This window comes from Burkholderia sp. MR1-5-21 (assembly GCF_053427715.1).
In genome coordinates this window covers 1-16,778 of sequence record NZ_JBSAXD010000026.1, presented here as the reverse complement: position 1 = coordinate 16,778, position 16,778 = coordinate 1, and the positions used below count along the sequence as shown (strand labels likewise).

The following is a 16,778-nucleotide window of genomic DNA, read 5'->3' as shown; positions in this document are numbered from 1 at the left end:
CACGCGATCCACTAGCGCTTTGGCGGAGCGTCACATATGAGCGCCGCTCCTGCGCGCGGCCGGCTGTGTGCGCTCGACGACGTGCCGGACGGCGGGGCGTTATGCGTCGCCCGCGGCGCGCACCGGGCGGAGGGGGGCGGCACGCATTCCGACGCAGCGGACGCCGCCGGTGATGCGGGCGGCATGGGCGACGCGGGCGTCGTCGTGCTGCGCCGGGGCGACGAAGCGTGGGCGTATCGCAATGTCTGCCCGCATTTCTCGATCCCGCTGAACTACGAGCCGGGCACGTTCTGGACCTACGACGCGCAGTGGCTGATGTGCGCGCATCACAGCGCGATGTTCCGTTTCGAAGACGGGATGTGCGTCGACGGTCCGTGCGAAGGCGCGGCATTGACCGCGGTGCCGGTGCGCATCGTCGACAGACAGATATTCCAACGAGAGACGGAGGAGACGTAGATGAGGAGCAATACGATCAAATGGACGTGCGCATGCGCACTGTCCGTGCCGGCGCTCGCGTCGGCGCAGAGCAGCGTCACGTTGTCGGGCCTGATCGACGCGGGCGTGACCTATGTGAACAACCAGCACGGCGGCGCGGCGACGCTGTTCGACAGCGGCGTGTTCGCGCCGAACCTGCTGACCTTCAAGGGCACCGAGGATCTCGGCGGCGGCAACAAGGCGCTGTTCGAGCTGACGTCGCAGTTCGACCTCGGCAACGGCTCGACGATTCCGGGCGCCGGCCAGCTCTTCAATCGCACCTCGCTCGTCGGGCTGTCGAACGACCGCTACGGCACGCTGACGTTCGGCAACCAGTACGACTTCATGTTCGAGACGCTGACGCTCGGCCTGTTCGACGGCGCGTTCCTGTTCGGCGGCATCTACGACTTCCGGCAAGGACCGTTTTCCGCGCTCGGCGTGCCGAACAACCCGACCGGATCGTTCGACTTCGACCGCATGGCGGGTGCGACGCGCGTGTCGAACTCGGTCAAGTACCGCAGCCCCGCGATCGCGGGCTTCACGTTCGGCGCGCTGTACGGATTCGGCGGCGTGCCGGGCGCGTTCTCGGCGGATGCGACGACGAGCTTCGGGCTGAATTACGCGAACGGTCCGCTCGGCCTCGGCGCGGCGTATGTCGATGTCAAGTATCCGCAGCTCGGCAATGGTCACGAAGGCATCCGCAACTACGGGTTCGGCGCGCATTACCAGTTCCCGAGCGTGCTCGCGATGCTGCTGTACACGAACACGAAGAACACCGCGACCGGCGCGAAGATCGACGTGTACAAGGCGAGTGCGCTGTGGACCATCTCCGGGCCGTGGTCGGCCGGTCTCGACTATGCATACATGCACGGCAACGCGGCGCTCGACGGCAATCGCGCGCATCAGGCGACCGCCGCGGTCCAGTATCACTTCTCGAAGCGCACGTTCGTGTACGTCGAGGCGATCTACCAGCGCGCGAGCGGCGACAACGCGGTGACGCAGGCGTGGATCAACGGGCTGCTGCAGCCGGGCGCCGCGGCGAGCAACCGCTCGCAGACGCTTGCGCGGATCGGCCTGTCGACGCGGTTCTAGCGGCAAGACTGTCCGGGGGGCGGCGTCGTGGCGGCGCCGGCCCACCCAACGCGTCGCGGCCGCGTCCGTGGTCGCATTCGAGGCGACATTCGACGCCGATGTGGTTCCTCTCCGAAAACGCCGAGGTTCAACGCGCTAGCGGATCAAATCAGTAAATCGCATAGACCTTGCGCACCGGCTCGATGACGTCCCATCGCCCCGTCCATTCCGGCGGCAGGATGACCAGGTCGCCGGCGCCGATTTCGATGACTTCGCCGCTCGCGTCGTCAGTCAGATTGGCGCGACCCGAGATGATGTAGGTGAACTCGGTGTCGGGGCGATTGGTCACCGGCCAGCCACCCGGCTGACATTCCCAAATCCCCAGATTCCCGACCGCGTCGGGCGCGAGGGGCTGAGTGGCGATTTGCGGATCCCCGCGATCGGCACCCGTTCGCTGGCCGCGAGGCGTCAGCTCGGCGGCGGCAATCCGGTTTGCTTTGACGACGGTAAATTTCTTCATCTGACACTCCTGCTCAGTGTGCGCCGGTCAGCTTCTCCAGAAGCATCGCCGCGCGCGATGGTTGATGGGTCAGCTTCTCCTCGAAGTCGCTGAACCCTGCCGCAAAAAGACCGCTGTTGATGCCCAGCCAGCGCAACGGCTCAGGCTCCCAGGCCGGGGATTGGTGATTCACGAGCGGCAATCGATTGATCTGCTCGTCCACATCGAGAATCAGGTTGCGCAGAATCCGGCCGGCCAGGTTGCTTGTCGCGACCCCGTCGCCCACGTAGTTGCCGGCCCAGGCGATGCGAGAGCGCTTGTCCATGCTGACGGTGGGGCACCAGTCACGCGACACGCCAAGCGCACCACCCCAACGGTGCGTGACGGTCACATCGGCCAGGTCCGGGAAGAACTCGATCATCGATGCATGAATCCTGGCGTGCGCATTGCCGATCTGGTCAGCGCCGTCCGACATCCTCGACCCCCATTGGTAAGGCGCGCCCCGCCCGCCGAACACCAGCCTTCCTTCCGCCGTGACCTGTCCATACACGCGCAGGTGCCGCATGTCGTTGAACGCGAGCCGATGGTCGAGCCGCAATTGCTGGCGCAGCGACAGTGGCAGCGGCTCGGTGGCCAGGACCAGCGAGTAGAGCGGAATGACCGACCGATGATGTCCGGATTGCTGGCATGAGAATGCCTCCGTGGCGCGCACCACGGTTTCGGCGTTCACTTTCCCCGCAGCCGTACTGACGACGCCAGGTCCGATGCCTGTCACCTCCGAGTTTTCGTAGATGCGTGCCCCCATGCGTTCCACCAGCTCCGCCAGCGCATGCACGAGCTTGCCGGGATGAACGAGCGCGCAATGCTCGGTATACAGCGCGCCGACCACGCCGCTTGCGCCGACCCTTGCTTGCGCCTGTCCCGCGTCGAGGGCCCGCCATTGATCCGGCAGGCCGAAGCGCGTCGCCGCATCCACCGCTGCTTTCACCCTCGTGAGCTGTGCATCGCTACGTGCCAGCGACACGAATCCTTCTTTCTTGTAATTCGCGTCGATGCCTTCGCGTTCGAGGACTCGACCGACTTCGTCGACCGTTTCGTTCATCGCCGCCTGCAAATGCATCGCGTCTGCGTGCGAATACATCTGCGCGACACGGGAAAGCGAGATCGGGAAGATTGCCGAAGCCCATCCGCCATTGCGTCCCGAAGCACCAAACCCGACGACCTCGCGCTCCACCAGCACGACACGCAGCGAGGGTTGCGCCTTGAGGAGATAGTAGGCCGTCCACAGCCCCGTATAGCCGGCTCCGACGATCGCCACATCCGCTTCGACCTGGCCGGTCAGGGCGTCCCGCTTGCGCCCGGCCTGGTGCCACAATGGCTTCATTGGCAACTTCATCAGTTCTGCTTCAGAATGCATGTCCGATTCCCGATTTCAATTGAGCCGACGCTTGTTATTTCCCGACGGTGCCGGTGGGCTGATGAACGGGCTCCCCATCATTTGCCGATTGCGGCTGCCCGGAGCGCACGAGCTTCAGAACACCGTATGCGGCCAGAATGACGGCGATGGCAATCAAGCACTGCGCCAGACTGATCCGGGTAACGGGGTCCATCGCCATGCTGACGAGAACGGCGACGATGGAGCACGTCACCAGCAGCGGAAGCCACGGATGCAGCCACATCCTGAATTTCAGGGTTCCTTCGCGCTCCCATTGTTTTCTGAGCTTGAGTTGCGACAGGCAAATCATCAGATAGACAAAGAGGAAGACGGCGCCGGAGGAGTTGAGCAGGAACTGGAAGACCGTGTCGGGCCAGCATGCAGCAATCACGACACAAGCATAGCCAACCAGCGTCGATGCCACGACACCCGCGCGAGGCACACCGCGGTCGCTTGTTTTGGCGAGCCACTTGGGCGCCTCGTGATTCGAGCTCAGCACGAACAGCAACCGCGACGACGTGTAGAGACCAGCGTTCAGCACCGACAGCACGGCAACCAGGATGACGGCTGTCAGCAGTGTCGCCGCGCCCGGGATGCCGATTCTTTCCAGTGTCGCGACGAACGGGGATTTGCCCGGAATGATCTCCGTCCAGGGCTGCGCCACGACAATGAAGAACGTGGAGAGGACGAAGAAGACGAGGATGCGTGCCATCACTGTGTTGACGGCTCGGCGGATGTTGCGCCCCGGATGGTCGGATTCGGCTGCCGCAATCGTCGCCACCTCGACCCCGGTCATCGAGAAAATCACCGACACGACACCCGAGAACAAGGTCAACGGGCCATGCGGGAGGAAGCCGCCGTGTCGGGTGAGATTCGAGAAGCTTGCGGTCGAGCCTGGCCAAATCCTGAAGACATAAGCGCCCGCCACCACGAGGAAAACGATGATTGCCGCAATCTTGATGCCGGCGAACCAGTATTCGGCCTCGCCAAACGAATTGACGGACAACTGGTTGAGCGACGTCATGACCATCATCAGCCCGAGGGAGATTGCCCAGACGGGGATCTGCGGGAACCAGCCATTGATGATCTGTCCGCCGACCACTGCTTCAAAGCCGACCACGATCACCCAGAAGTACCAGTACAGCCAGCCCGTCGAGAAGCCGGCGATATCGCCGTAGGCCATGCGCGCATAGTCCACGAACGAGCCCTTCATCGGGCGCGCAGCCGCCATTTCGCCCAGCATGCGCATGATGAGCCCGACCATCACGCCGGTAATGCCGTAGGTGATGAATGCGGCAGGTCCGGTCGACGCAATCACTGCGCTCGATCCGACAAAAAGCCCTGCGCCGATCACACCGCCCAGTGCCAGCATGCTGATGTGGCGAGTCTTGAGTACGCGTTTCAGGCGCGGGTCATGTTCCGTCTGAATAGGCATCGCTTGTCTCCGTCGTTTGTCGGTCCTGCTGTTGGTCGAACGGATACTAAGCAAGCTGCTGGCGGCTGCCTATGCAAAAAATCCCAGTGCGGCGAGGTTGAACTAGACAAATGTATGAAGCGCGACAGCATTGGCGGCTGGCGCGCGCTGCGCCCATGGCGTCGGGAGAGCGCCCGTCAATCGCTCAATGTCTGAACGGGAAACAGCTTGGCGTTATTCCCGGCGAGCAAGGCAATCCAGAACCGCGCGATTCCGTTTGTACTCGTCGGCTTGAGGCCCGTGAGCTGCTCGACCAGCTTGAGGCGGTACACGAGGGTCTGGCGGTGGATGCCGAGGTCGAATGCGGTGGCCTTCCAGTTGCCGTCGTTCTCGAGAAACTTCGTCAGCGTCGCCAGCAGCGAAGCGTCATGCAGACGGTCGTGCTCGATCAGTGGCCCGAGATAGCGTCCTACCAGGGCCCGGGCTTCCGCCAGCGATTTGGGCGCCATGATCAGCCCGGTCTCGGCGTCGCCGTAGCGGAGAACGCGGGCGTCCATTTCGATCGCCTGGGTCATTGCGAGGCGTGCCTGTCGCACGCTTTCACGAAACCCGGTCGCAACCGCGATCGGACCGCTGATCCCGATGACCGTTCCGTCTCCGAGGTTCTGCAGAAGGGCGTCGATCGTCTGCTGGCCAGCGGGAGCGAGCGCAAGAAGGACATCGTCTTCAAGCAGGAGCGGGGTTTTCTCTTGAAGCCCGGGAGCATGATGAATTTCACCAGGTGCCCAGTGGCCTTTACCGCCGGGCCTGATCGACAGGCAAACCAAGGTGCCGGTCAGTCCGCGCCGCTCCAGCATCGGCCGCACAAACGCGAAGTCGGTTTCGTTCTCCAACAGGCTGCGCAGCAACGCAGCGCCTTCGTCGCGCTGAACGTCTCGAGCAATCATCAATCGCTCGAGTTCGACGCCAAGCAACCCGACAAGTGAACGCACGAACAACGGGTCTTCCGGTGCGCTTCGTCCCTCGCGACGAATGACCAGGTTGGCGCGTGCCCGTCCGGCAATGGCAACACGCTCGGCGTGGGGCGCGCCTTCCACTGCCTGTGTCTCGTCGGTAGCGACGAGGGTTGTGCCGCTGGCGGCATCTTCAATACTCAGCGCCAGCCCGAGGCTGTCGGCGAGAATGGAAAGACGGCCTGCAAAATCGGCCGCCTTCCGCATCGCCTCGGCATAGGTTTGAAATAGCCGTTCGCTGGCCTTGAAGCTGTCTCGCTGCGCACGCAGGACACTTTCGATCACGTGATGGGAGAGCTTCACGAATTCCAGCTCGAAACTCGCCCTGAGCACCGGAAACATCAGGTGGTCTGCCGCATCCAGCATCTTTCTCGACAGCTTTGGCGCGTCAGCCTGCGGAGCGACGACCAGCGCGCTGGCATTCGTTTGTGCCAGGCGCTCGAGCCACGTTACCTGGTCTCGCGGCGCACGAGGCACGCCAACGCCGGTCGTCATGACCAGGTTCCCTGCCGTCACCCAGCGCCATGGGTCGGGGAGGTCGACGGCATGGGCCCAGGTGATGAGCCGATGCGTACCGGTCAGGCCGGCCATGCCTTTCAGACCCAGCGACTGCGTGTCCAGCAATTCCTGCACGGTAATCATCGACAAACTCCTTGGTCTGCAAGCCGGCTCCCTGTTCGCTGCCCGGATCGAACAACCGTTCATGCACGCGCTTGCGGCTGAGCGATATTCCGCGACCAGCTCGATGAGGCTGAATCGCCGACGCTCGAAAGTGCACGATGATAGATGCTGTGAAAGAGCGGTGGAAGTGAGCCCGACAGGGGGAGGGCGGGATGCGCGGACTCGCTTTCTCCACGGGAGCACGCAAAACGAATGCGCGTGAAACGGGCCTCGGAGGGCACGCATGATCCGCAGAATCAATTAGGGCCGCTTTGATTGCCTCACAACTGACTCATGAATCGGGTAACATCTGCGCCGCTTCCGTGAAGCGCTATTACTCGAACAACGCAACAACAGACATGAGCCCGAGACAGAGCACGCCCGATCAAAAAGAGCGAGCAACCATCGTTTGCCGCCAGGGGCGTCACGTCTTGCTCGTGGCGCGTACTGCGTCGCGCTGGGCGTTGCCGGGAGGCACCATCAAGTCTGAAGAATCTTCGCTCGACGCAGCGTGTCGCGAGCTCAGTGAGGAAACGGGCCTGGTGGGTCTGGAATTGACCTATGCCTTCCAGTTCGAGGGATTGACGAAGCTTCATCACGTATTCGTCACCGATGTCCCGGTGCACGCAAAGCCGCGACCTGGCAGGGAGATCACGCGGTGCCGCTGGTTCGGAGGTTTCGAGGTGCACTCGCTTCCGACCAGCGTGCCTACGCTGAAGATCGTAGAGCGTCTGTATCACCGTTCACTTGCGACTGCAGAAGATGTGTCTCCGGGCCGATAGCGTCGTGATCGAATACGCGAATTCGCGACACGTCCTCTCTCTGCTTTTCACCCCTGTGCGGCTGGCCGACGATCACGGTATGCCGTTCGCGGAAGGTCTGGATTTCACTGTCCGCAAACTGGCCCGATGAGCGTGTGACCATCGCCGACCTGCCGCACTGCCAACGCCGCCTAGCGAATCCGCGAGACAGCTTTCAGCACGGCACGTCCCTCGTCCGTTACCCGGATCGATCGATCGTCCGACACCGATGGATCGAAGGCGACCAACTGGCGCTCCAACAGCGCGACAAGCTCCTCGCGGTCGGAACCAACCTGGTCCGGGGCATTCCACACCATCATCAGCGTGGTGAGTTCGTGCGGACTCAACATAGTGGGCATGGGGTCCTCGTATCGAAACAGTCGGATTACGGGTACATGCGCCGACGCATGGCGCATCCACATCTCTGTGTCGGCAGCAATGGCTCGACACGATCACATGGTGGCAGCCCAAATCGACGCGTTCGGCGTGCGCGTCGCAGTTTTCGTGTGGACTGCGTGGTGCGTGCGGTGCGAAAGGTCTAGACGCGCGGGACGCTTCGTGCGTGGAATTCGTATTGCGAGCCGACGACCTTCAACCATTCCGCGTGGGTGTGCGACGCAATGGTGGCAAGCTGACCACCATACGACAATGCCTGCCCGGCACGCGACTGGAAGAGTTTCGTTTGCTGCGCGATAGCCTGTTCGGGTGCCTTGCACGACAGCGCTTCGGCCCAGTACCACCTGATTTCGGCAAGCGCCTGTCGGGCCACCTCGAGGTTGAGGTGAATCATTCGCTCGCACCCTTCGAATGCCTGGTTCGACAGCGCAAACATGGCGGCTGCATTGGCTTTGCTCGACGCTGCAAGTTGCTCCGGCACGTACCCCGTCATTCGTACTCTCCCAAGTATGGTTCGTCGCGAATCTTGCATGTACCTGCCAAGAGACTAGCCGGGCAGACCCCAACTATTTCGTGCGTGAACTTAATGTCGATTTGGAGTCGGCATTCTAGCTTGGTCGTATCGAATTCTGCGTGCCAGTTTCGTAGGTAGATGCCCGCAGAAAACGTTACCAGCCGCGTCGATCGGGCAGACGGGAAAAATGACGTGCAGCCGAGCAGGCGAGTCCGGCATCGACAAGAGGTCAGCTCGAAACGGCTGTTTGTTATGCCTGAAGAGGTTCCAGAAGAAACCTCACCGCCCAATCACGCGAGACAGGCTGAATGCCGCCGCACCGGCGGCGAAGCCGGTGCCGGCGAACAATGCCACCGAGCCGGCGAGACGCGGAACGGCCATCAGGATAAGCGCGGTCAGGACTGCGCCGAGGGTTTGCCCGAGCAGGCGCGCCGTGCCCTTCGACGTGAGGAACACGCGGGTTGCCCGGCATTTTCCGACGTGACACGTAGCCGAGCTTTTCCATCGATTGCAACGCCGAGAAGGTAGCGGGCTCCATGACGCCGGCTTGCTCGCTCAACTGCCGCTGCGTAATGCCGTCGGTTTTCCAGAGGATACGCAGGAAAGTCCAGTGACCGTACATCACGTCGCGAAATTTCAGCCGCGTCTGCAATGCCTTCGACAGGCCCCGGTACGCGTCCTTGACCCAGATGCGCAATGCGATGACCTCGACGTCCATTCGCGAACCTGCGCAGGTTCCCCTGAAAAATTTCCGTTGACTTCAACTTTTGCCGCGTCTAGATTCGAACTTAGATATCTAATTATATCGGCGCGGGTCGGCATCTTCAATGCATCGGCTGGCTCACCGCCTTTCGAACGTACTACCCATTTGAAGCGCATTTTTGACAGAGGAGACACGATGAAGGCAGGGAAATGGATCGTCTTGAGCGCGGGGCTGGGCATGGCCGGCTCGGCTTTTGCGCAAAGCAGCGTGACGCTGTACGGGTTGCTCGATGTCGGCGTGAACTATCAAAGCAACGCGGGCGGCAAGCAACTTGTCAACATGACGTCGGGCATGCTGAACGGCAGCCGCTGGGGGTTGCAGGGCAAGGAGGATCTGGGCGGCGGCCTGTCGGCGATATTCCGGCTGGAAAATGGCTTCGACGTCACGAACGGCAAACTCGGGCAGGGCGGACTGATGTTCGGACGCCAGGCGTATGTCGGACTCTCAAGTCACGCGTACGGCACGGTGACGCTCGGTCGCCAGTACGATGCGATCGTCGAGTTCGTCAATCCGTTCGCCGTCGCGAATACGTGGGGCGGTCCGCCACTCGCCCACCCGGGCGATGTCGATCAGATGGCGCATACCAATCGCGTGAACAACGCGATCAAGTACATGAGCCCGGACTTCTACGGCTTCCGCGTAGGCGGCGTGTACGGAATGGGCGGCGTGGCCGGCGACTTCACGCGCAATCAGGTGTATTCGCTCGGCGCGGATTACAAGCGCGGCGCGTTTTCCGCGGGCGTCGGCTACCTGAACGTGCGTCAGCCGAACGTGTCGTTCTGGGGCGATACGGGTTCGCCGGCTGCCACGTCGAACGGCGTGCCGGGCGCGAACTTCGCGGGTTCGCCGGTGACGACCGGCTTCGCGTCCGCCCATTCGCTGCAGGCGATCGCCGTGGGTGCCCAATACCAGATGGGACCCGCGACGATTGGCGCGAACTACTCGAACACCCGGTTCCGCGGCCTCGGCGATCGCTCGGCCGGACCGGTTCCCGCGGACGGCATCGGTGGAACGGCTGTCTTCAATACGGGCGAAATCAACTTCTCGTGGCAGCTCACGCCGGCGGTGCTGCTCGGTGCGGTGTATCAGTACACGAAAACGTCCGGCGTAAGCGGCCATACGGGCGCGACGTATGACCAGGGCGGCCTCGGCGCGTCCTATGCGCTGTCGAAGACCACGTTGCTCTATCTGCTCGGCGTGTATCAAAAGGCCAGCGGGACCGACTCGACCGGGCAGGCGGCGGTGGCGTCGATCTACAACATCACGCCGTCGTCGACGAACCATCAGGCGTATGTCCGCGTCGGGCTTCAAAAGCGTTTCTGACCGGCCGTCATCGCGGCGTCCATCAACGAAAGCGCCGGGACTTCCCGGTGTTTTTGCCGGGCAGCCGCGGATGCCGCTCGACGAGTGCGCGCCGAATGCCGATCGTATGCATGATCGGGAACAGCGACGTGCGGCGGTACCACAGGGCGGATGCCGCATGCGGGTCGTCGGACAGGTTCAACGGTCGGGTCATCGCATCTTTGCGATCACCTGTTCGCCGTCGCTGCCCGGCAACCTGATGCCGTCGTTGCGCGCGGCGACAGGCGGGGTGCTCCGATGCGATCGCGGCGCCGGTCGTTTTGTTGCGGTGCCTCGACCGGAAGATGTTCTCCTTGATATCCTTTCCTGGTTGCGTCGTTCGCGACACCGCGGTGATCGAACGGTGCAGCCATAAGACGCGGCCCCGGCACAATGCGGGGGCTTCGTGCGTTGGGCCCGACAGCGCAGCGCACCGATACAGCAGGAGCAATTGACATGACGGATCAAACTTCCCCGCGAACGCCACCGACGCGAGACGCCGATGCTCCAGCACTGGCCAGCGACAGCAGCCTTGCGTGGTCCGACGCGCGGCTGCTGGGCTTCACGCCGATGGACGACGTCCACAAGGAGTTCTACGCGGTTGCGCTGCGGCTCGTGACCTGCAACGACGCGACGGCGGCGGCCGCGCTGCACCTGTTCGAAAAGCATGCGATCAGCCATTTCGAACAGGAAGACGAGTGGATGCGCACGACGAACTTTCCGCCGCGCGACTGTCACATCGACGAGCATGCGGCCGTGTTGCAATCGGTCGCCGAAGTCAAGGCCGCGATCGACGCAGGGCGGGCGGGGGCAGCGCTGGCCCGGGATCTCGGCCTGCACCTGTTCGAGTGGTTTCCCGGGCACGCGGACTACCTGGACTCGGCGCTCGCCGCATGGATGACGAAACAGACGATGGGTGGGAAGCCCGTCGTGTTCAGACGGACGATCTGATTTCGATTGCACGCCGGCGTGCGTACACGCCGGTGCGCGTCGAGTGATGCCCGACGCGCTCTGGCTATTTCCCGATACTCAAAGATCGAGTACCAGTTCCGCCGATTTCGCGCGCGACACGCAGACCATGATCTGCGATTCCTTCTCGTCGTCGCGCAGCACGAGGTCCCGATGATCCGCGTCGCCCGAGCACAGCCCGGTTCTGCACGAACCGCAGGTGCCGCTTTCGCACGAACTCGGAACGCGTACGTTCGCGTCGCGCAGCACGTCGAGGATCGATCGGTTCGCGGGCACGCCGAACGATGTCCCGCTGCGCGCAAGCCGCACGGTAAACGGCGCATTCTGGTGCACGTTCGCATTGCTCGCGCCGAAGCTCTCGAAGTGAACCGTGCCCGACGGCCAGTGGCCGGTCATGTCGCGCACCGTGTCCATCAGCGCCTGCGGGCCGCAGCAGTACACGTGCGCGGCCGACTTCGGCCGCTCGAAGACCGGCCAGAAATCGAAGGCCTTCGACGGGTCGCCGTGATCGTGGTGAATCTTCACATCAGAACGCCAGTCGTCGCTGCCGAGTTCGTCGAGGAACGCCGTGCCTTCCGGATCGCGGGCGAGGTAATACAGCTTGAACGAGCGCAGGCCTTCGGCTCGCAGTTGCCGCGCCATCGACAGCATCGGCGTGATGCCGATCCCGCCCGCGACGAGAATGAATGACTTTGCCCGGTCGTCGAGCTGAAACTCGTTGCGGGGCAGCGACACATCCATGACGTCGCCCCCGGCCGTGTCGTCGACGAAGCTGATCGAGCCGCCGCGTCCATGGCTGTCGCGCTTCACCGCGATGACGTAACGATCGCGCTCCCGCGAGTCGTTGCACAGCGAATAACTGCGGCGCGCGCCGTTGGGCACCACGACGGTCAGGTTCGCGCCCGCGTCGAACGATGGCAACGGCGCGCGTTGCGGGTCGGTCAGTTCAAAGCGCCAGATGTCGCGCGCGATCTTCTCCTTGCTTGCAATCTTCAGACGAAGAAAACCGTCTTCCTGGGGTGTCATGTCTGCCTCCTTCCGGCCGATCCAGTTTCGTTTTGCGTGAACGTTGACTGCATATTATTACTAGAGATCTAGTAATGCAAGATGCCGAAACGAGTTCTTCGTGCCCGGCCTCTCGGTATAAACCCCCGCTTGCCAGGGGTCGCGAGCCACCTTAATCTGAATATTAGACATCTAATTAATCGGTAAGGGGACGCCTGGTCCAGCCGATATCAAGAGTGAAATTCGGAGAGAGTCAGACATGGCACATTCAACGTTGCATCCCGGGGACGCATCCCTGACCGCCGTCGCCGATTCGGCGGCCGAGGAGGCGACTTACCGGAAGATCACGCTGAGGTTGATGAGCTTCCTGTTCTTTTGCTGGGTCCTCAACTATCTCGACCGCGTCAACGTCAGCTTCGCGCAGCTTCAGTTGAAGCACGATCTCGGTTTGAGCGACGCGGCGTACGGACTCGGCGTGAGCCTGTTCTTCATCGGCTATATCCTGCTCGAAGTGCCGAGCACGCTGTTGCTTCGACGCATCGGCGCCCGCAAGACCGTCACGCGGATCATGCTGTTGTGGGGCGGCATCTCGACCGCTATGGCATTCATGACCGCCCCGTGGCAGTTCTACCTCGCCCGGACGCTGCTCGGCGCGGCGGAAGCGGGCTTCTGGCCCGGCATCATTCTCTATTTGTCGTACTGGTATCCGGCGAAACGCCGTGCCCGTATCACGTCGCGGTTCCTGCTCGCGATTGCGGCCGCGGGGATCATCGGCGGCCCGCTGTCCGGCCTGATCCTGCAGAACTTCATGGGCGTCTGGGGCTTTCGCAACTGGCAGTGGCTGTTCTTCCTCGAAGGGCTGCCCGCCGTGATTGCCGGTATCGTCGCGTACTTCTATCTGACCGACCGGCCGCAGGATGCCGGGTGGCTGACCGACGAGCAAAAGCGCCTCGTCATCGGCGCGCTGGACGAGGACAACCGCAACAAGCCGCACGGCGCACCGGGCAGTCTGCTCGCCGCGCTGCGCGACCCGCGCGTGTACGTGATCGCGGCAGGCTGGGCCACGGTGCCGATTTGCGGAACCATCCTGAACTACTGGACGCCGGTGCTCATCAAGCAGGCCGGTGTTTCCAACGTGTTGCAGATCGGTTTGATGTCGGCGCTGCCCTATATCGTCGGCGCGATTGCGATGCTCTTCATCGCGCGCAGTTCCGACCTGCATCTCGAGCGTCGCTGGCACTTCGTCGCCGTAACGACAGCGGGCGCGACAGGCGCCGTGCTCCTCACGCTGGTCGCGCGGAACTGGCCGGCCGCGATCGGCTGCCTGAGCCTCGTGTCGATCAGCTATTTCGCGGCGGCCGCGATCATCTGGACCATCCCGCCGACCTACCTCAAAGGCGCGGCTGCTGCCGGTGGCATCGGCGTGATCAGCAGCCTCGGCCAGGTGGGCGCTTTCTTCGCGCCTATCGTCCTCGGCTGGGTAAAGACCGTGAGCGGCAGCTTCTCGGCGGGCATCCTGCTGGTCGCGTTGTTTACGTTCGCCGGCGGCATCGCGGTGTTTGCCGGAGTGCCGCGCGAGCGGCAGCAACGGTAACTGCCGACGCTGCCAGCGACATCAAGCATTTTCATTGTGAAAAGGGAACAGGAATGAGCAAGCTTCAACTCTCCATCGCCGTCGGCAACTATGACCGGATGCGCCCGTTGATCGACGGGGATGTCCAGATCGACGGCGTGGATCCCGTGTTCATGCTGCAGGATCCGGAGGAGATCTTCTTTCGTGCATTCCGCCACGCCGACTACGACATTTGCGAGCTTTCGCTCAGCAGTTATTCGGTGAAGACGGCGGCCGGCACGTCGCCGTATATCGCCGTGCCCGTCTTCCCGTCGCGCGCGTTCCGCCACAGCTCGATTTACGTGCGCGCCGATCGCGGCATCGACCGGCCCGAGGATCTGAAGGGCAAGCGCATCGGCGTGCCCGAGTATCAGCTCACGGCGAACGTGTGGGTCCGGATGTTCCTCGAGGAAGAGTATGGCGTGAAGGCGTCGGACATCCGCTGGATCCGCGGTGGCTATGAAGATCCGACGCGCGTGGAAAAAATCGCGCTCAAACTGCCCGAAGGCGTCGTGCTGGAAAACGCGCCGGAAGGCCGGACGATTTCGAGCCTGCTGGCCGACGGCGAGATCGACGGCGTGATCGGACCGCGTGCCCCTTCGTGTTTCGACCGCGGGCATCCGCAGGTGAAGTACCTGTTCGACGATCCGCAAAAGGCCGCGGCGGAATGGTACGCGCGCCGCAAGCTGTTCCCGATCATGCATACGCTCGGTATCCGCAAGACGCTCGCGGAACAGCATCCGTGGCTCCCCGGCGCGATCGTCAAAGCCTTCGAGAAGTCGAAGGAGATCGCACTCGCACGCCTGAGCGACACGTCGGCGACCAAGGTGACGCTGCCGTTCATCGAGGACCAGTTGCGCACCGCACGGCGCCTGATGGGCGACGATTTCTGGTCGTACGGCTTCGCAGAGAACGAGACGGTGATCGATCGATTCCTCGCGCAGCACCACGCGGAAGGGTTGTCGAGCCGCCGCGTTCAGCCCGCCGAACTGTTTCACCCGGCCAGTCTGGAGTGTTTCAAGATCTGACGGGTGCCGCGCCTGTCCGGGTCCCGCCGCGTGTTCGGCCGGCCGCCAGGCGCGCCGGCGGACACCCGAGGTGCGCGAATTCCGGCGGCGGCCCCGGGCTGTGGCTCACGCGCCGCGTTAGGCGATATGATGGTCGCCTGTTCGATCACTATGGCGGTGAGGAAGGTATGGCAACATCACGCTCCCCTGGCAAATCCGGGGCCCCAAGCACGGATCCCATTCTGCGACACTGGCGGGAAGCCGTGCCGGACGATCGTCTTGCCCACCTGGTGAAAGACGCGGCCCGCGCGATGGTGCGCGGGCTGCAAATGCGTCTCGCGCAGCACGAGGTGTCGTTCGGCCACTGGGCGTATCTGCGCGTGCTGTGGGTGAGCGACGGACTGACGCAAAAGGAGCTCAGCGACGAAACCGGAACCACGACGCCCACCACGTTCAGCGCGGTGCAGGCGATGGAAAAGCTCGGCTATGTCGAGCGCCGTTATGCGCCCGACAACCGCAAGAACACACATGTCTATCTCACGCCGCGAGGCCGGAGCCTGAAAAAGAAGCTCGTTCCGCTTGCGGAAGAGGTCAACGAGGTCAGCGTGGGCGGATTGAAGGCTTCGGATATCAACATCGCGCGAAAGGTCCTGCTGACGATCATCGAGAACATGGCGCGCGACGAAGCCGAGTCGAACGACCCGGCGCGCCGCATTCCTTCGACGCGGGAAGTCGGCAGCCTGATCGCGGCACGCGGCGAAGAAGCCGAACGAGAGTGACGCGCGGCGCGGCGTTCCGGATCGTTCCGCGTTAGCGTTTTAGTTATAGATCTAATAATATTGGCGGCTGTGCGACCGCACGGCAGCACGCATGTCGCCTGCTGCTTTCCCGCTCAAGATTACGGATCCTGGAATGGACGAAATGACTCGCGCGGCGATGACGCGCAACGTCCGCGATGCGCTCGCGGAGGATGTCGGCGACGCCGACTGGACGTCGCGACTGATCGGCCCCGACGACCCGGCCGAAGCCGTGCTGACCGTGCGGGAACGCGCACTGTTGTGTGGCAGGCCGTGGTTCGACGAAACGCTTCGGCAGGTCGACCCGCGCATCGCGGTTGAGTGGATGGTCGGCGAGGGCGAACGGATGCACGCAGGACAGACCGTTTGCCGGATCGCCGGCCCGGCGTGCGGCATGCTCACTGCCGAACGCACGGCGCTCAACTTCATTCAACTGCTGTCCGGCGTGGCAACCGAGACCCGCTCGATGACGCGCATCGTCGAGGGCACGGCGGCGCGCATTCTCGACACGAGAAAGACGCTTCCCGGCTTGCGCCTCGCACAGAAATATGCGGTGCGTATCGGCGGCGGCGAAAATCATCGTCGCGGGCTGTATGACGGAATCCTGATCAAGGAAAACCATATCGCGGCGGGCGGCGGCATTGCGCCGACGATGCGAGCCACGCAGGCGTTGCGCGCGGGCGTGCCGGTGCAGGTCGAAGTGGAGACGCTCGACGAGTTGAACGAAGCATTGGCCGCAGGCGCCACGGCGATACTGCTGGACAATTTCTCGCCGGACGCGATGCGCGACGCCGTGCGCATCAGCTCAGGACGTGCGGAACTGGAAGTTTCGGGCGGCGTGACGGAGGAAACCCTGCGCGCCATTGCCGAAACCGGCGTGGATCGCATTTCATTGGGCAAGCTGACGAAGCATGTCAGGGCGGTCGCGCGCTTCAGCTTCATGTGCGTCAGGCGGCGGGGCATTGCCCGCGTGCCGGATGCGCAAATATAAAGAAGCCCTCGAACGAG

Annotated in this window: 17 protein-coding genes and 1 pseudogene; 9 read left to right on the top strand and 9 right to left on the bottom strand. The window is 63.1% G+C overall.

The window, feature by feature from the left end; translation table 11 throughout:
• Positions 1 to 36: 36 nt before the first annotated feature.
• The gene (locus ACV229_RS29240; protein WP_448086560.1) at positions 37 to 456 is read left to right on the top strand and encodes a Rieske (2Fe-2S) protein; all 420 of its coding nucleotides are present in this window, start codon (positions 37 to 39) and stop codon (positions 454 to 456) included.
• Positions 457 to 1,566, top strand: coding sequence for a porin (locus tag ACV229_RS29235; RefSeq protein ID WP_448086559.1), 1,110 nt, complete (start codon positions 457 to 459; stop codon positions 1,564 to 1,566).
• A gap of 148 nt (positions 1,567 to 1,714) precedes the next feature.
• Here ACV229_RS29235 and ACV229_RS29230 read toward each other — a convergent pair whose 3' ends face one another.
• From ACV229_RS29230 to ACV229_RS29215, 4 genes are all read right to left on the bottom strand, one after another.
• Positions 1,715 to 2,065 carry a cupin domain-containing protein gene (locus ACV229_RS29230; RefSeq protein ID WP_448086558.1) on the bottom strand — a complete coding sequence of 117 codons (351 nt, stop codon included), beginning with the start codon at positions 2,063 to 2,065 and terminating at the stop codon, positions 1,715 to 1,717.
• A gap of 13 nt (positions 2,066 to 2,078) precedes the next feature.
• Positions 2,079 to 3,461 (bottom strand): NAD(P)/FAD-dependent oxidoreductase, encoded by a 1,383-nt coding sequence (locus tag ACV229_RS29225; RefSeq protein ID WP_448086557.1) that lies wholly within the window; start codon positions 3,459 to 3,461, stop codon positions 2,079 to 2,081.
• A 34-nt stretch (positions 3,462 to 3,495) separates the two neighbouring features.
• Entirely contained in the window at positions 3,496 to 4,914 is a 1,419-nt protein-coding gene (locus ACV229_RS29220; RefSeq protein WP_448086556.1) for an amino acid permease, read from the bottom strand.
• Between the two features lie 176 nt (positions 4,915 to 5,090).
• Entirely contained in the window at positions 5,091 to 6,548 is a 1,458-nt protein-coding gene (locus tag ACV229_RS29215) for a PucR family transcriptional regulator (protein WP_448086555.1), read from the bottom strand.
• A 377-nt stretch (positions 6,549 to 6,925) separates the two neighbouring features.
• On the opposite strand from ACV229_RS29215, the gene ACV229_RS29210 reads away from it, so the two are divergent.
• Positions 6,926 to 7,348, top strand: a complete 423-nt coding sequence (locus ACV229_RS29210; RefSeq protein WP_448086643.1) for an NUDIX hydrolase — start codon at positions 6,926 to 6,928, stop codon at positions 7,346 to 7,348.
• A 170-nt stretch (positions 7,349 to 7,518) separates the two neighbouring features.
• Here the strand turns inward: ACV229_RS29210 and ACV229_RS29205 are convergent, their stop codons facing one another.
• The 3 genes from ACV229_RS29205 to ACV229_RS29195 all read right to left on the bottom strand — a co-directional run bounded on the left by ACV229_RS29205 (position 7,519) and on the right by ACV229_RS29195 (position 8,994).
• Entirely contained in the window at positions 7,519 to 7,716 is a 198-nt protein-coding gene (locus ACV229_RS29205) for a hypothetical protein (RefSeq protein ID WP_448086642.1), read from the bottom strand.
• 188 nt (positions 7,717 to 7,904) lie between these two features.
• Positions 7,905 to 8,255, bottom strand: coding sequence for a TIGR01841 family phasin (gene phaP / locus ACV229_RS29200; RefSeq protein ID WP_448086554.1), 351 nt, complete (start codon positions 8,253 to 8,255; stop codon positions 7,905 to 7,907).
• Positions 8,256 to 8,526: 271 nt separating this feature from the next.
• A complete protein-coding gene (locus ACV229_RS29195; RefSeq protein ID WP_448086553.1) occupies positions 8,527 to 8,994 on the bottom strand; it encodes a MarR family winged helix-turn-helix transcriptional regulator in 468 nt (155 codons plus the stop codon).
• 180 nt (positions 8,995 to 9,174) lie between these two features.
• Between ACV229_RS29195 and ACV229_RS29190 the strand changes: the two genes are divergently transcribed.
• On the top strand, positions 9,175 to 10,362 hold the full coding sequence (locus ACV229_RS29190) for a porin (protein ID WP_448086552.1): 1,188 nt from the start codon (positions 9,175 to 9,177) through the stop codon (positions 10,360 to 10,362).
• Positions 10,363 to 10,417: 55 nt separating this feature from the next.
• On the opposite strand, the pseudogene ACV229_RS29185 reads toward ACV229_RS29190, so the two are convergent.
• Positions 10,418 to 10,537: pseudogene (locus ACV229_RS29185) on the bottom strand (ABC transporter substrate-binding protein); the annotation flags it as partial.
• Positions 10,538 to 10,836: 299 nt separating this feature from the next.
• On the opposite strand from ACV229_RS29185, the gene ACV229_RS29180 reads away from it, so the two are divergent.
• Positions 10,837 to 11,331 (top strand): bacteriohemerythrin, encoded by a 495-nt coding sequence (locus tag ACV229_RS29180; RefSeq protein WP_448086551.1) that lies wholly within the window; start codon positions 10,837 to 10,839, stop codon positions 11,329 to 11,331.
• Positions 11,332 to 11,409: 78 nt separating this feature from the next.
• On the opposite strand, the gene ACV229_RS29175 is transcribed toward ACV229_RS29180, so the two are convergent.
• On the bottom strand, positions 11,410 to 12,375 hold the full coding sequence (locus tag ACV229_RS29175; RefSeq protein ID WP_448086550.1) for a PDR/VanB family oxidoreductase: 966 nt from the start codon (positions 12,373 to 12,375) through the stop codon (positions 11,410 to 11,412).
• A gap of 238 nt (positions 12,376 to 12,613) precedes the next feature.
• Between ACV229_RS29175 and ACV229_RS29170 the strand changes: the two genes are divergently transcribed.
• The 4 genes from ACV229_RS29170 to nadC all read left to right on the top strand — a co-directional run bounded on the left by ACV229_RS29170 (position 12,614) and on the right by nadC (position 16,761).
• A complete protein-coding gene (locus tag ACV229_RS29170; RefSeq protein WP_448086549.1) occupies positions 12,614 to 13,948 on the top strand; it encodes an MFS transporter in 1,335 nt (444 codons plus the stop codon).
• Positions 13,949 to 14,001: 53 nt separating this feature from the next.
• Complete coding sequence (locus ACV229_RS29165; RefSeq protein ID WP_448086548.1) at positions 14,002 to 14,994, top strand: ABC transporter substrate-binding protein; 993 nt, start codon at positions 14,002 to 14,004, stop codon at positions 14,992 to 14,994.
• A gap of 167 nt (positions 14,995 to 15,161) precedes the next feature.
• The gene (locus ACV229_RS29160) at positions 15,162 to 15,752 is read left to right on the top strand and encodes a MarR family winged helix-turn-helix transcriptional regulator (protein WP_448086547.1); all 591 of its coding nucleotides are present in this window, start codon (positions 15,162 to 15,164) and stop codon (positions 15,750 to 15,752) included.
• A gap of 133 nt (positions 15,753 to 15,885) precedes the next feature.
• Positions 15,886 to 16,761, top strand: a complete 876-nt coding sequence (gene nadC, locus ACV229_RS29155) for a carboxylating nicotinate-nucleotide diphosphorylase (RefSeq protein WP_448086546.1) — start codon at positions 15,886 to 15,888, stop codon at positions 16,759 to 16,761.
• Positions 16,762 to 16,778 lie beyond the last annotated feature (17 nt).